The sequence below is a fragment of the Ruegeria sp. HKCCA6707 genome, assembly GCF_013033515.1.
Taxonomy (GTDB): domain Bacteria; phylum Pseudomonadota; class Alphaproteobacteria; order Rhodobacterales; family Rhodobacteraceae; genus Ruegeria.
This window is the reverse complement of sequence record NZ_WQEG01000005.1, coordinates 166905-182111: the sequence shown is the minus strand read 5'-3', so window position 1 is coordinate 182111 and position 15207 is coordinate 166905. Positions and strand designations below refer to the sequence as shown.

General features: G+C 56.6%; 13 protein-coding genes. 6 read left to right on the top strand and 7 right to left on the bottom strand.

Translation table 11 applies throughout. The features are described from left to right. Positions 1–107 precede the first annotated feature (107 nt). A complete protein-coding gene (locus tag GOW40_RS13725) occupies positions 108–2075 on the bottom strand; it encodes a protein meaA (protein ID WP_171130870.1) in 1968 nt (655 codons plus the stop codon). Between the two features lie 147 nt (positions 2076–2222). Here GOW40_RS13725 and GOW40_RS13720 point away from each other — a divergent pair, with 147 nt between their 5' ends. The 6 genes from GOW40_RS13720 to GOW40_RS13695 all read left to right on the top strand — a co-directional run bounded on the left by GOW40_RS13720 (position 2223) and on the right by GOW40_RS13695 (position 8405). Beyond that, a complete protein-coding gene (locus GOW40_RS13720; RefSeq protein WP_171130867.1) occupies positions 2223–3581 on the top strand; it encodes a 1-acyl-sn-glycerol-3-phosphate acyltransferase in 1359 nt (452 codons plus the stop codon). 136 nt (positions 3582–3717) lie between these two features. Next, positions 3718–5010 carry a crotonyl-CoA carboxylase/reductase gene (gene ccrA / locus GOW40_RS13715; protein ID WP_171130865.1) on the top strand — a complete coding sequence of 431 codons (1293 nt, stop codon included), beginning with the start codon at positions 3718–3720 and terminating at the stop codon, positions 5008–5010. A 202-nt stretch (positions 5011–5212) separates the two neighbouring features. Then, positions 5213–5431, top strand: coding sequence for a hypothetical protein (locus tag GOW40_RS13710; RefSeq protein WP_171100726.1), 219 nt, complete (start codon positions 5213–5215; stop codon positions 5429–5431). Further along, positions 5370–6089 (top strand): LuxR family transcriptional regulator, encoded by a 720-nt coding sequence (locus tag GOW40_RS13705; protein ID WP_171130863.1) that lies wholly within the window; start codon positions 5370–5372, stop codon positions 6087–6089. The genes GOW40_RS13710 and GOW40_RS13705 overlap by 62 nt, the downstream gene beginning before the upstream one ends. An 83-nt stretch (positions 6090–6172) precedes the next feature. Beyond that, a complete protein-coding gene (locus GOW40_RS13700; protein WP_171130861.1) occupies positions 6173–6847 on the top strand; it encodes an acyl-homoserine-lactone synthase in 675 nt (224 codons plus the stop codon). Between the two features lie 25 nt (positions 6848–6872). Continuing rightward, a complete protein-coding gene (locus tag GOW40_RS13695; protein WP_171130859.1) occupies positions 6873–8405 on the top strand; it encodes an ATP-dependent RecD-like DNA helicase in 1533 nt (510 codons plus the stop codon). 28 nt (positions 8406–8433) lie between these two features. Here the strand turns inward: GOW40_RS13695 and GOW40_RS13690 are convergent, their stop codons facing one another. From GOW40_RS13690 to GOW40_RS13665, 6 genes are all read right to left on the bottom strand, one after another. Then, the gene (locus tag GOW40_RS13690; RefSeq protein ID WP_171130857.1) at positions 8434–9198 is read right to left on the bottom strand and encodes a TIGR02186 family protein; all 765 of its coding nucleotides are present in this window, start codon (positions 9196–9198) and stop codon (positions 8434–8436) included. A 2-nt stretch (positions 9199–9200) separates the two neighbouring features. Beyond that, on the bottom strand, positions 9201–10118 hold the full coding sequence (locus GOW40_RS13685) for a sulfite exporter TauE/SafE family protein (protein ID WP_171100994.1): 918 nt from the start codon (positions 10116–10118) through the stop codon (positions 9201–9203). A 258-nt stretch (positions 10119–10376) separates the two neighbouring features. Continuing rightward, positions 10377–11345, bottom strand: coding sequence for an ABC transporter permease (locus GOW40_RS13680; protein ID WP_171100996.1), 969 nt, complete (start codon positions 11343–11345; stop codon positions 10377–10379). Further along, positions 11345–12439 carry an ABC transporter permease gene (locus GOW40_RS13675; protein ID WP_171100998.1) on the bottom strand — a complete coding sequence of 365 codons (1095 nt, stop codon included), beginning with the start codon at positions 12437–12439 and terminating at the stop codon, positions 11345–11347. Before GOW40_RS13675 ends, GOW40_RS13680 begins: the two co-directional genes overlap by 1 nt. Positions 12440–12442: 3 nt before the next feature. Then, complete coding sequence (locus GOW40_RS13670; protein WP_171130855.1) at positions 12443–13972, bottom strand: ABC transporter ATP-binding protein; 1530 nt, start codon at positions 13970–13972, stop codon at positions 12443–12445. A gap of 95 nt (positions 13973–14067) precedes the next feature. Then, positions 14068–15066 carry a BMP family protein gene (locus tag GOW40_RS13665; RefSeq protein ID WP_171130853.1) on the bottom strand — a complete coding sequence of 333 codons (999 nt, stop codon included), beginning with the start codon at positions 15064–15066 and terminating at the stop codon, positions 14068–14070. Positions 15067–15207: the final 141 nt, after the last annotated feature.

Below are 15207 nucleotides of genomic sequence, written 5' to 3'. Positions count from 1 at the left end.
CCAGATTGTTAATTCCCAATACGGCGGCATCGGGATCTTGCAATTCTGGACCCGTTTATTCCCTTTTCAAGGGGAATAAAATCCAATTTTCTCACATGGAATATGGGTTATTCTGCTGCCATGTCCTTTGGATCGGCCAAGGTAATGATATCACCCATAATAGCATTCAGCTCAAAGTTCTTGGGTGTATATATCTTGGCCACGCCCATGGCGCGCAAAGCCTCGGCATCTTCGTCTGGGATAATGCCGCCAACAACAACCGGAATGTGGTTGAGCCCCGCTTCGGAAAGATGTGTCATGACATCTTGGACCAGAGGCAGGTGGCTTCCTGACAGAATCGACAAGCCGATCACATGGGCATCGTCTTCGCGCGCGGCGGCGACAATTTCCTCGGGTGTCAGGCGAATGCCCTCATAGCTGATATCCATACCGCAATCGCGGGCCCTGAAGGCGATCTGTTCTGCGCCATTGGAATGTCCGTCGAGTCCCGGTTTGCCGACCATAAACTTAAGACGACGTCCCAGCCGGTCGCTGACGGCATCAACGGCGGCGCGCAGATCTTCCAGCCCTTCGGTTTTGTTAGAGACCGAGCCGGAAACGCCGGTTGGCCCCCGATAGGTGCCATAGACCTTACGCATCTCTTCCGCCCACTCACCCGTAGTTACCCCGGCTTTGGCCGCCGCGATCGAGGGTTGCATGACATTGCCACCCGCCCGCGCGGTTTCCCGCAGATCGGCCAGCGCTTTGGCAACCGCCGCGCTGTCGCGTTCGGACCGCCACGCATTCAATCGGTTAATCTGCTCCTGTTCTACGGCAGGGTCGACAACCATTATGCCACCATCTTCGGTCTGAAGGGGTGAGGCCTCGCCCTCGGTCCATTTGTTCACACCGACCACAACGGTTTCGTTCCGCTCGATGCGGTTCAGACGTTCCGCGTTCGAATCTACCAGCCGGGATTTCATGTATTCGATCGAGGCCACCGCGCCTCCCATCGACTCGAGATTGGCCAGTTCAGCCCGAGCGCTTTCTTTCAGGTCTTCGACCTTGGCATCGACCACGGCATTGCCGTCGAACAGGTCGCCATATTCCAGAAGGTCGGTCTCATAAGCCAGGATCTGTTGCATCCGCATCGACCATTGCTGATCCCAAGGGCGCGGCAGACCCAAAGCCTCATTCCAGGCTGGCAGTTGTACCGCGCGCGCGCGTGCATTTTTCGAAAGCGTCACCGCAAGCATCTCGATCAGGATGCGGTAGACGTTGTTTTCCGGCTGCTGTTCAGTCAGCCCCAGCGAGTTGACTTGAACGCCATAGCGGAACCTGCGGAACTTGGGGTTCTCGACCCCATATCGTTGTTGCAGGATTTCATCCCAAAGATCCACAAAGGCACGCATTTTGCACATTTCGGTAACAAAACGGATGCCTGCATTCACAAAAAACGAGATCCGACCGCAGAGCGCAGGGAAATCTTCGGCAGGGACACGTGGGCGCAGTTCGTCCAATACCGCGATTGCGGTGGCCAGCGCATAAGCCAGTTCCTGTTCGGGCGTCGCACCGGCTTCTTGCAGGTGATAGGAACACACGTTCATCGGGTTCCACTTCGGCACGTTGGAATAGCAATATTCAGCCACATCCGCGATCATCTTCAGCGACGGTTTCGGAGGGCAGACATACGTGCCTCGGCTTAGGTACTCCTTGATCAGGTCGTTCTGCACGGTGCCTTGCAGTTGAGCCACATCCGCGCCCTGTTCCTCGGCGACAGCTATATAGAGTGCCAAAAGCCAAGGCGCAGTGGCATTGATGGTCATCGAGGTGTTCATCTGTTCGAGCGGAATTTGGTCGAACAGCACCCGCATGTCGCCCAGATGACAAATCGGTACGCCCACCTTGCCCACCTCTCCGCGCGCAAGCGTATGATCACTGTCATAGCCGGTTTGTGTTGGCAGATCGAAAGCCACCGACAGGCCCGTTTGGCCTTTGGCCAGGTTGCTGCGGTACAGGGCATTCGATGCCTGCGCGGTTGAATGACCCGCATAGGTCCGGATAAGCCAGGGGCGATCTTTCTGCGATTGCGTCATGGGTGAGACCTCGTGATCGTCTGGGTAACAAAATTACGCTTGATGCTTCTAAACCGTAATTTTCGGAACATGTCAATTCGCTGCGTTGCGGCATATGCCGTGTTTCTTCAGATTGTGGGTCGCGGCGTTTGATGGCACTGTTGCGCCATGACTCAGACCGTGGAACTTCCGATTTGGCTCTTTGTGCTGATCCTGGTGTTTGCCGCGGTCACCTTCGCCTCGCATTTCCTATTTCCCTCGGTGCGATGGTTCTTTCGCAGACGGCTTGAACGCGCGGTTGCGCGGCTGAATACGCGGCTGCAACGCCCAATCCAGCCGTTCAAGCTGGCTGGGCGCCACGACATGATTCAGCGGCTGCGCTATGACCCGCAGGTCAGCAAGGCCGTTCAAGCCTATGCGCAGCAAGAGCATGTGCCCGAAGCCGTGGCCTCAGAAACCGCGCGGCGCTATGCGCGCGAGATCGTGCCCTCGTTTTCTGCCTTTGCCTATTTCAGTTTTGCGATCCGAATGGCGCGCATGCTGAGTAACGCGTTTTATGACGTCCGGCTCAGCTATCAGGACGAAAAAGCCATCAACACGATCGACCCCAACGCGACGGTTGTCTTTGTCATGAACCATCGCAGCAATATGGATTACGTGCTTGTTACCTACTTGGCAGCGCAACGTTCGGCTCTGTCTTACGCGGTTGGCGAATGGGCGCGGGTTTGGCCGCTTAGCCGTTTGATCCGTGCCATGGGGGCTTATTTCATAAGGCGAAAGTCGGGCAGCGACCTCTATCGGCAAGTGCTGGCCAGCTATGTTCGCCTGGCGACGGAGGCAGGCGTCACCCAGGCGATGTTCCCCGAAGGCGGTCTTAGCCTGACAGGGCGGCTTGGGCGCCCCAAGCTTGGATTGTTGAAATACATGATCGACGCGACCGAAGCGCAAGATCGCGACGTGGTCTTTGTGCCGGTCGCGTTGAATTACGACCGGGTGCTTGAAGATACAATTCTGACAACCGCCGCGCTTGGCTCGGAGCGTCGGTTCCATGCACGGATCGGGGTTATCACGCGGTGGACGCTAAAGCAGATCTGGAGACGCTTGATTGGGCGCTATAAAAGATTCGGAATTGCTGCAGTACGCTATGGCCGCCCGATCTCGTTGCACGAGTTCCGAGAGCACGCGGGTCGCGACCTGACCACCGATCTTGCGCGCGAGCTTATGACCCGCATCAAATCAGCCGTTCCTTTCGCGCCGCTTCCAGCCGTATGTCACATCGTTCATCAGGATGGCGAAGTCAAAGAGGCCGATTTGTTCCAGCGTGTCTCGGCCATGGCGGGGCTGGATACGCTGCAAAATGCGGAACAAGCTGTTCACGACGCTGTCGAGCAATTGATTGAGCGCAACATCCTTGTGCGAGACGGTGGTGTTTTGCGGTCCTCGGGCCGGCGAAAAGACCTGCTTACCTACTACGCAGAATCAGCCGCAACCACCAATTCCAGACCGGATGCTGCAGTTGCAGAGTGAATTTCTGCGGTCGCAGGGTTATAAAATTTCAAATTGACAGCAAAAAAGGTTGCAAAATTACTTTGTGATCCATATTCCAGTCTCACAAGGCGCGATTCTGCATCGCGGCAATAGATGAAAATGTAAGGAGGCCAGCATGGCTTTGGACATCGACAGCGGCATCGCGTCGTACGAGGCGCCGGAAAAAGACCTCTATGAGATGGGTGAAATCCCCCCGATGGGATATGTGCCCAAACAAATGTATGCATGGGCCATTCGGCGTGAGCGCCATGGCAATCCTGACACGGCGATGCAGCTTGAGGTCGTGGATGTCCCGCAGCTGGACAGTCATGAGGTGCTGGTTCTGGTGATGGCGGCGGGTGTCAATTACAACGGCGTATGGGCGTCTCTGGGCACACCGATCAGCCCCTTTGACGGCCACGGTCAGCCGTTTCACATCGCGGGTTCTGACGCATCGGGTATCGTCTGGGCAGTTGGCGACAAGGTCAAACGCTGGAAAGTGGGCGATGAGGTTGTGATCCATTGCAACCAGGACGACGGCGATGACGAATACTGCAACGGCGGTGACCCGATGTATTCCCCGAGCCAGCGGATCTGGGGGTACGAGACGCCGGACGGCTCGTTTGCACAGTTTACCAATGTGCAGGCCCAGCAGCTTATGCCACGTCCCAAACACCTGACCTGGGAAGAGAGCGCCTGTTACACTCTGACGCTTGCGACGGCCTATCGGATGCTGTTCGGGCACGAGCCGCATGATCTGAAACCCGGCCAAAACGTTCTGGTCTGGGGCGCTTCGGGTGGTTTGGGCTCTTACGCGATCCAGTTGATCAATACTGCGGGTGCAAATGCCATTGGTGTGATCTCGGACGAAAGCAAACGTGACTTTGTGATGGATCTGGGCGCCAAGGGTGTTCTGAACCGCAAGGATTTCAATTGTTGGGGGCAACTGCCGACGGTGAACACCCCCGAATATGCCGAATGGTTCAAAGAAGCCCGCAAGTTCGGCAAGGCGATCTGGGACATTACCGGTAAAGGCGTGAATGTCGACATGGTGTTCGAACACCCCGGTGAGAGCACTTTTCCGGTTTCCACATTCGTGGTGAAAAAGGGAGGCATGGTTGTGATCTGCGCCGGCACCACGGGTTATAATCTGACCTTTGACGTGCGTTATATGTGGATGCACCAAAAGCGCCTGCAAGGTTCGCATTTTGCCCATCTGAAACAGGCTTCGGCGGCAAACCAACTGATGGTAGAGCGCCGTTTGGATCCGTGTATGTCCGAGGTCTTCACCTGGAAGGACTTGCCCGAGGCGCATATGAAGATGATGCGGAACGAGCATAAGCCGGGCAATATGTCGGTTTTGGTGCAAGCGCCACAAACCGGAATGCGCACGCTGGAAGAAGTTCTGGCTGCCGGAGGCCGCGGGTAGCGCGTGTGCCATGCCTTGGGCCCGCCGCGACGAGGACTGTCGCGGCGGGCCGGTCAACAGTTTTCACGATAGATGCGATTTCAACGGCTTGTTTTTTGATGACCCACTATTTTTGGGGAGTAGAAAGCAGTGAATATGCCGAATTAACTCATACATGTTATGGTTGTGTTAACCCTTCGTTAACTATTTCGGGGACACCTTGATGGCGCAGAATGAGTGGATATTGGACGTGTTGTCGGATCTCAACGCCTTTGCGGTGGCAAATGGTATGACCGCGCTTGCCGAACAGCTGAATGATACACGGCTGATCGCTGCGGCCGAGATATCGTCCATGCAGGAAGAGGCGCGGACGCCCACGAATGGGAAGAAAATTCGACTTGAGCCAGATCCCAGAGGATTTGGAAAACACCAGCACGCTTGAAGAGCTTACCGAAGCGTCGATCCGCCTGCGGGACAATCTTAAGCTTGACCATATTATCTATCACTGGGTTGATGGGGCTGGTGACCAATATGGGTTTTTCACCTACTCCGAGGCTTGGGGTGATCGCTACAGAGCCCGCAACTATCACCGTATCGATCCGGTCATTCTGGGATGTTTTCAACGATTTCACCCGGTCGACTGGAAACAGTTGGATTGGTCAGGCAAGGCCGCAAAGGCGTTTTTGCAGGATGCGCGCGAACATGGTGTTGGTAATCAAGGCTATTCCGTCCCATTGCGCGGACCTAATGGGCAATTTGCCCTTTTCACCGTTAATCACAGTTGCAGCGATGAGGAATGGGAGAGCTTTATCAGTGATTATCGCTGCGATCTGATCCTGATTGCCCATTTCATCAACCGTAAGGCCTTGGAATTTGCCCGAGAGCGGCAGCCAGATACACCGCGCAACCTGTCTCCGCGCGAAATCGATGCGATGACTTTGCTGGCGCTTGGATACAGCCGGGCACAGGTCGCGCATTCGCTTTCAATCTCAGAACATACTCTGCGCGCTTATATCGAAAGCGCACGATCAAAGCTGGGCGCGCAGAATACGACCCATGCGATCGCCACCGCGCTGACCAGAGGTTTAATAGTCGTTTAACCACCGAACGGTGCCCAAATGGTTAATTAACCAAGCTTACGTACTCCTTTTGTTCCAGACATGGACGACAAGGGGAATACGTCATGCTGCGTTATGTATATGCAGATGAATTGCACAAATATCCGGTGCTGGCTGAGGGGATGTTTCGCGACCGTGCCGATCAGTTCAAGACCCGCCTAGGGTGGGACGTTTCGGTCAATGAAAAAGGGGAAGAACGGGATCAATATGATGATCTGAACCCGCTTTATGTGATTTGGGAAGAGCCGGATGGCTCGCATGGCGGGTCGATGCGGGTTCTGCCGACAACCGGGCCCGTCATGGTAAATGAGGTCTTTGGCCACCTGACCGGAGGCAGCCCGATTCGCAGCCCGCTGATTTGGGAGGTCACTCGCTTTTGCCTGTCGCGCACTGCCAATCCGCACACGGCTGGGGCCATAATGCTAAGCGGTGGTGAGATCATGGAAGGGTTTGGGTTGACCCATATTGCAGGTGTCTTTGATGCGCGTATGATCCGGATTTACCGCATGATCGGATCGTCTCCCGTTGTGTTGGGTTCGCAAGGGGCGGGTCGTGATCAGATCTCGGTTGGTTTGTGGCCTTATTCCGCCGAAGACTGCAATCGCGTCGCTGCCCGAGCGGGTATCCCGCGTGAGCTGTCGCGCCTGTGGTTCAAGACCGCCTTTGGGGCAGCAAATCAACACCGGTTCGCCTTGTCTGCCAGAAGGCACAGAAAAGCGAAATCGGCATCTGGTCGATAGCGGTGCGGCCCTGTAGGGTCGCGCCATGTCCTTGCCCCAGGTTACCTTTTCCGAAGACCAGGCCGCCGCCTATGACAGCATTGCAGAAATGCTGCGAAGTGCGGGTGTGGATCTGGAAGATGACGCGCTGCTCAAGCTGCCAGGGGCTGGGAAATCCGGCGTGATGGCCGTGATTGGCAAGGCGGGGTCTGGTAAAACACTACTACTGGCCGAGCTTTACAAGGCATTGGCTGAAACCGGTGTCAATCTGGTATCGGGCGACTTCGAAAGCCGGAAATCTCGCGACAAACGCAGCTTGGCTATTCTGGCACCGACCAACAAAGCCGCCAGTGTTTTGCGTCTACGCGGTGTGCCCGCGACAACCATCCACCGCATTTTGTACACACCAGTCTACGACCCCGAATATGAGCGTATTGCCGAATGGCTGGCGGGTAACGAAGAACGTCCCGAGATCGAGGGTTTGACCGACGAAGCTTTGAACCGGGCAGAGGCGTTTTACGCAAATAACAAGTCCATCCCAGGCGCTTTGGCGGCAGCCGGGCTGCGTGGTTCGGATTTCATCACCGGCTGGAAACGCCGCGAAGAGCCGTTGGATATCGGCTTTGTCGACGAAGCTTCCATGCTGGACGATCGCCAATTCGAAGATCTGAAAGAGATCTTTCCAACGCTCTTGTTGTTCGGGGATCCAGCGCAGTTGGCACCGGTTAATCAATCCGGCTCTATGGTATTCGAGGGTTTGCCCGAGCCGCGTAAGCTGACACTACACCGGGTGCATCGTCAAACTGCTGACAACCCGATTCTGGATTTGGCCCACGCTTTGGCTGACCCGGCAATGGGGTTCGAGGAATTCGAGCGCTTGGTCGAAGACACGGCCCGCAAGGATGACCGTGTTGTCTGGGGTCAGCGGGTCGAAGTTGACTTGATGGCCCGTAGCCCGGTTCTGGTCTGGCGCAATGCAACACGTATTCGTCTGATCCAGGCGTTTCGTCACGTCCACGGTGCGCCTGAAACCGAGCTATTGGAAGGTGAACCGCTGATTTGCGACGGGATCGAGTTGCCGTTGAAGCACCGCAAGAAACGGTTGGATCTAGAAGCGCGCGGGCTGATCAAAGGAGCTCAGGTCATCTATCTGGGCCCCGGTCGCAAGCCAGGGTTTTCGCGGCTGCATGTCATGGGGGCAGAAGACCCACAGGTTAGCGCGGCGTCTATTGTCCAGATCGAAAAACCGGATGAGGAAGAGCCCTTTATTCCCTATGCCGCTCGCATGGGCGCAACTTTTCTGCACGGGGCGGCGGTGACGATCCACAAAGCGCAGGGCTCCCAATGGGATACGGTTCAGGTGTTCGCGCCCGATATCTATGCAGCGGCGCGCATGGGGCGGTCTGAGGCCGGGCAGCCTTTGTGGAAGCGATTGGCCTATGTAGCCATCACGCGCGCGCAGGACAGGTTGATCTGGGTTGTGCGTAACCGGCTGTCCAAGCCGACGCACCCGTTGCGTGTGGACGACCTGCGCAAGGTTCCAGCGGCTTCGCTTACGTTGGAAGCCGAGGAGCTTTAACGCCAACGCGCGCGCGCGAAAACCTTGGTCAGTTTTCGCGCAGCAGGCGGAACACGGTCGATGCACCCCAACCAGCGGCGATCGCGATCACCAGGGACATAAGCCCGTACCAGATGGGTTGCTGGCGTGACATGTTGTATAAGAAGCGCTCCAAACCCACTTTGCGGACGTCGATCGAGGTTTCAAACGTCGATACGACTTTGCCACCGCGAGTCAGGAAAATACGCGCCGCATAGTCGCCTTCGGTCAAGTCGGCGGGCATTTGAATTGACGTTCGAAACAAGGTTTGTTCGTCAACAGCAACGGTGTCTTCAAGGATGGAATAAAGCCCTTCGTTCTCGCGAATTCGGATAACAGCAGCTGCGAAATCCTGAGCACCTTCCACATTCATGTCGGCACCAACGGAACGGATGGCACGTTCAACTGAGATTTTGTATCGCAAGTCTTCGGTGTTGGTCAGCGAGTCGTGAAACGGGGCTGAGGTTGCAACAGCATAAAAGCTGGGCGCTGAATCAACTTCGATACTGTCGGCATTGACCCAGATACCGAACTTCCGTTCTTTCCGGCGCACGATAACAGGCTCGGACGGGCCGGCGACAGTGACCACAACTTCAAGTGGCGGCCCTTCGGGGATCGGCGCTTCGCGTTTGACAGCGCCGAAAATCAGGATTTCAGATCCGTCGAAGTCCGCAGTGATGGACACGCGGTCTTGGCTCAGACCCAGCACAACCTCTTCTTGGGCGGCGGCTGCGGGCAAGCAGAACAGGCATAGGGCGGCGATGAGACGATACATGCTTAGTGCCCTCCTGCAGTACCGAGCGAATAGAGCTCGGTCGGTTGCAAAAGAAGGTCTAGGCCCAGCTTGATGCACACAGCCAAAACCAGAGCGGCCAGCATCACCCGCAACTGTTCAGCGGGCAGTTTGGCACCGATCACGGTACCGATTTGAGCACCGATCACGCCACCAACCAGCAAAAGCACAGCCAGCACCACATCCACTGTAAAGTTGGTGGTGGCATGCAGCATTGTTGTAAAGGCTGTGACGAAGATGATCTGGAACAGGGATGTACCCACAACGACTTTAGTTGGCATACCCAGCAGATAGATCATCGCGGGAACCATGATAAAGCCACCGCCAACACCCATGATGGCTGAAAGCACACCTACCAGCAGACCCACGACCAGTGGCGGAATGACCGAGATATAAAGACCAGAGGTCCGAAACCGCATCTTGAAGGGCAGGGCATGGATCCACCCGCGCTGACGCCGTTTGGCAGGCGTTGCGCCTTTGCGCGTCTTGCGGATGGCGTTCAGGCTTTCGACAAACATCAGGCTGCCGATCACGCCCAGGAAGACGACATAGCAAAGCCGCACCAGCAAATCGACCTGCCCCAGGCTTTTGAGGTAGTTGAAGACAACAACACCCAAAGCCGCGCCGGTCAGGCCGCCCAATAGCAGGACGGTTCCCATTTTCAAATCAACAGTTCGTCGCCGGAAATGGGCCAGAACGCCGGAGAAGGACGAGGCAACAATCTGGTTCGCCTCGGTCGCAACCGCCACTGCCGGAGGGATGCCGATAAAGAACAAAAGCGGCGTCATCAAAAAGCCACCGCCGACGCCGAACATCCCCGATAAAATCCCGACCATGCCGCCTAAGCCCAACAACAGGAAAGCATTTACGGAGACTTCGGCAATAGGAAGGTAGATTTGCATGGTTTCTTCTAACGGGAACTGGTGCCGTCGCGGAATGCGACAAAACCGTTGCGGATTTCAAACTTAAAAGACGATGCGCGCGACAGTCAGACCTGTCAGACTGTTCCGATTCAGAAGCAAAAGGCAGGGCATTTCGAATGCTGCGAAACTGTGGCGAAGCACGTCTGTGCCCCCTTAGAGCGCTTGCGGCACACAAAATCAACTCTGTATGCCGCTTTGCAGCGAACAGGACTGAAGATCAGTCCTAAACTGGACTCATTACCGCTCTTTTACGTAGGGCTCGCCCCCTGCACGCGGTGGAATGGCTTTGCCGACAAAACCAGCCAGAATAACCACTGTTAGGATATAGGGTAGGGCGTCCATGACTTGTACCGGAATCACCACGCCACCCAGATCGATATTCTGGAACCGGAGTGCAATGGCTTGCAGCAAACCGAACAACAGACAGGCCCACATGGCATGCCAGGGACGCCACTTGGCAAAGATCAGGGCGGCCAGGGCGATAAAGCCGCGACCTGCGGTCATTTCTTTCACAAAGCCCGCCTGCAACGCAGTTGCAAGGTAGGCGCCCGCAATGCCGCAAAGGATGCCGCAGATAGCAACGGCTGCAAATCGCAAGCCAACCACCGAAACACCGGCCGTATCGACGGCGGCCGGGTTTTCACCCACGGCACGCAGACGCAGGCCAAAGCGGGTGCGATAAAGGATCCACCAGGTCGCCGGGACCATCAGAAAGGCCACATAGACCAGGATCGAATGCCCGGAGATTAATTCGGCATAGATAGGTCCCAAAATTGGCACACCGCTCAGAGCTTCGGCAAACGGAAACTCAATAGGCTCGAACCGTCCTTCACCAAAAAGCGAGGGCGTGCGTCCACCTTGTTGGAACCAGCTCTGCGCGATCAGAACAGTCAGACCTGAGGCCAGAAAGTTGATCGCGACGCCCGAGATCAATTGGTTGCCCCGGAACGTGATCGAGGCCAATCCGTGCAGGCCCGACAACAGCAATGAGGCCGCGATTCCGGCCAATAGGCCCAGCCAGACCGAACCGGTCACAGCGGCAACACCAGCGGAAAAGAATGCGGCCATCAACATCTTGCCTTCAAGCCCGATGTCGAAAATGCCAGCGCGTTCCGAATAAAGCCCCGCCAGACAGGCCAGCAGCAGCGGCGTGGCCAGGCGAATGGTTGAATCGAGTACCTGTACGAGGGTGACAAAGAACTCCATCACTTGGCCCCCTGACGCATACCCAGAAACAGTTTTTCAAGCGGCATGCGGACCATGTTGTCGAGCGCGCCGGTGAACAGGATGACCAGCGCCTGGATCACCACGATCAATTCACGTGGGATCGACGTCCACAATGCCAATTCGGCACCACCCTGATAAAGGAACCCGAACAGAAGCGCGGCCAGCAACACGCCAAACGGATGCGACCGCCCCATCAGCGCCACCGCGATGCCGATGAAACCAGCACCTTCGGTGGAGTTCAGCACCAACCGTTCCGCCTCGCCCATGACGTTGTTGATAGCCATGAGACCCGCCAGTGCGCCAGAGATCAGCATGGCAATGATGGTGATCCGAACGGGCGAAATGCCAGCGTAAACGGCGCCGGTTTCGGTCTTGCCATAGGCACGGATTTCATAGCCCAGACGTGTGCGCCAGATCAGCGCCCAGACCACCACACAGGCAAGCAAGGCGATGAAAAAGGTCACGTTGGCGGGCGCACCGCGGAACATCACGTTTTCGGCGGTCGAGAACATGGATTGGAACGTGGGCAGATGCACGGCCTCGGGGAACCGCGCAGTTGCCGGATCCTGCGAGCCCTGCGGGCGCATGATGTTGACCAACATATAGTTCAGCAGGGCGGCGGCGATAAAGTTGAACATGATTGTGGTGATCACGATATGGCTGCCACGCTTGGCCTGAAGATAGGCCGGGATGGCCGCCCAGGCCGCTCCAAAGACCATTGCCGCGGCCGAGGCAGCCAGCAAAGCGATGGTCCAATGCGGCCATTGTACCGACAGACAGACAATCGCAACGCCAAGCCCGCCCAACATCGCCTGACCTTCACCACCGATATTGAACAGCCGTGCGTGAAAGGCCACGGCAACGGCCAGCCCGGTAAAGATGAAGTTGGTCGCGTAATAAAGCGTGTAGCCCCAGCCATAAGTGGACCCCAGAGCGCCGGTCACCATCAGGTTCACGGCCTCAATCGGGTCTTCTCCGATGGCAAGAATGACCAGTGCCGACAGGATCGTGGCCAAGATCAGGCTGATCAGAGGGATCAGCACGACATCGGCCCATTTGGGCATTTTATCCATGGTTCACGCGGCCTCTCCCGCAACGCCGGCCATCAACAGGCCCAGCTCTTTTTCATCGGTTTCATGAGGCAAACGTTCGCCCATGATATGTCCATCAAACATCACCGCGATCCGATCCGAGAGCGAGAAGATCTCTTCCAGCTCGACCGAGACCAGCAGGATCGCCTTGCCCTGATCGCGCAGTGCGACGATTTGCTTGTGAATGAATTCAATCGCTCCGATATCGACGCCACGCGTTGGCTGCCCGACCAGCAACAGGTCTGGGTTGCGCTCGATCTCTCGGGCAACCACAATCTTTTGCTGGTTGCCGCCGGAAAAGCTTTTGGCTGCCAGCCAAGGATCGGGTGGGCGCACGTCGAACTTTTCGATTTTGGCTTCGGTGTCCGCCCGCAAAGCGGCGTTGTTCATGAACATCCCGCGCTGATATGCCGGGTCGCGGTGATAGCCAAAGGCCACGTTTTCCCAAGCGTGGAAGTCCATCACCAGACCCTCGCGCTGCCGATCTTCGGGCACATGAGCGATATGCTGCGCGCGGCGCGCCTGGCCGTCTGATCCCGCCCCGCTGAGCGCCAAGGGCGTGCCATTCAGTTTAATAGCCCCCTGGCCCGGACGCATACCGCCCAGAACCTCAAGCAACTCGGACTGACCATTGCCCGCAACGCCTGCAATCCCGACGATTTCGCCTGCGCGCACGGTCAGGTCGATGCCTTTCACACGCTCGACACCCGCTTGATCGAAGACACGCAGGTTTTCGACCTCAAGAATGGGTTTGCCGGGCTTTGCCGGGGCTTTATCGACCTGCAACAGAACCTTGCGGCCCACCATCAACTCGGCCAGCTCTTCAGGGCTGGTCTCAGAGGTCTTGACGGTGGCCGTCATCTCACCGCGTCGCATGACCGAGACGGTGTCAGTGTTCTCCATGATCTCGCGCAGCTTGTGCGTGATCACGATGATCGTTTTCCCTTCGGCGCGCAGACGGTCGAGGATACGGAATAGCTGATCGGCTTCGGCCGGAGTCAGAACACCGGTGGGTTCGTCCAGAATCAAAATCTCGGCCCGACGATACAGGGCCTTCAGGATCTCGACCCGCTGTTGCATGCCGACACCAATCTCGTCGATGCGCTTGTCTGGATCGACGAACAGTTCATATTCCTGCTCAAGCTCTTTCAGTTCCTTACGGGCCTTGGCCAGAGAGGGGGCCAAAAGCCCGCCATCTTCCGCGCCCAGCACGATGTTTTCCAGAACGGTAAAGTTTTCGACCAGTTTGAAATGCTGGAATACCATCCCGATGCCCGAGGCGATTGCCGCCTGGCTGTCAGGGATGTCGGTCTTGGTGCCGTTGATCCAAATCTCACCTTTATCGGCTTTATAAAACCCATAGAGGATGCTCATCAGCGTGGATTTGCCCGCACCGTTTTCACCGATGATCCCGTGGATCGTGCCGGGGGCGACGCTGATCGAGATGTCCTTGTTGGCCTGAACCGGCCCAAAGGCTTTGGAAATCCCTTTGAGCTCAATGGCGGGGACGGTCATGTCTTGTCCTCAATTGCCGAAGGGGTGCCTGCGTATGGCAACGCAGCAAAACGTAAATGGGACGGAGGTGATCCCCCGTCCCATCTGAATAGACATCAGAACTGCAGAGCAGGACAGCTGTCGTTTTCGTAGTAGCTGACAACAGTCACGTTGCCGTCGATGATGTCCTGGCGCGCCTTGTCGACGGCACCTTTCATCTCGTCGCTGACCAACGGCGCGTTGTTTTCATCCATCGCAACGCCCACGCCTTCTTCGGCCAGACCCATTGCGAAGACACCGGTTTCAAGGTTTTCACCGGCTTTCATCGCGTCATAAACGGCAACGTCTACGCGTTTCAGCATCGAGGTCAGAACTTTGCCTGGGTGCAGGTGATTCTGGTTGCTGTCCACACCGATCGACAGGATGCCTTCGTCGGCTGCAGTTTGCAGAACACCAACACCGGTGCCACCCGCAGCCGCATAGATCACGTCAGCGCCCTGGCTGATCTGCGCTTTGGTCAGTTCCGAGCCCTTAACCGGATCGTTCCAGGCCGCCGGGGTGGTGCCGGTCATGTTGGCAACAACTTCGACATCAGGGTTCACAGCTTTGGCGCCTTGTGCATAGCCGCAACCGAAGTGACGGATCAGCGGAATATCCATGCCGCCGATAAAGCCGACTGTGCCTGATTCAGACGCCATCGCGGCCATCATGCCAACCAGGTACGATCCTTCATGTTCGGCAAAACCGATCTGGCGGATGTTCGGCGCGTCCAGCCAGGTCACGTCAACCGCAACGAATTTTGTGTCCGGATAGTCACCTGCAACAGCAGACAGCGGATCCGCCATGGCAAAGCCCATTGTGATGATCGGGTTTGCGCCGGCCTCAGCAAAGCGGCGCAGAGCTTGCTCGCGCTGCGCTTCGGACTGCAGCTCGATTTCGCGGTATGTCCCACCGGTCTCGTCGGCCCAACGCTGCGCGCCATTATGAGCCGCTTCGTTGAAAGATTTGTCGAACTTGCCACCAAGGTCGAAGATCAGCGCAGGTTCAGCCAATGCGGCACCTGCGGTCAAAGCGACAGCAGCGGCGGCACCCATCAAAGATTTCATCAGGATCATTTTTTACTCCCGTTGGTTTTTGTCGTTGGTCCAGGGCCGCAACAACCCCGGTCACCCACTCAGAGCGAGCATATCTATTGTGATGAAGAGAATTTATCCGGTTTGCAACAGAGACTATCAACTGGTTTTTTGCCCGAATGG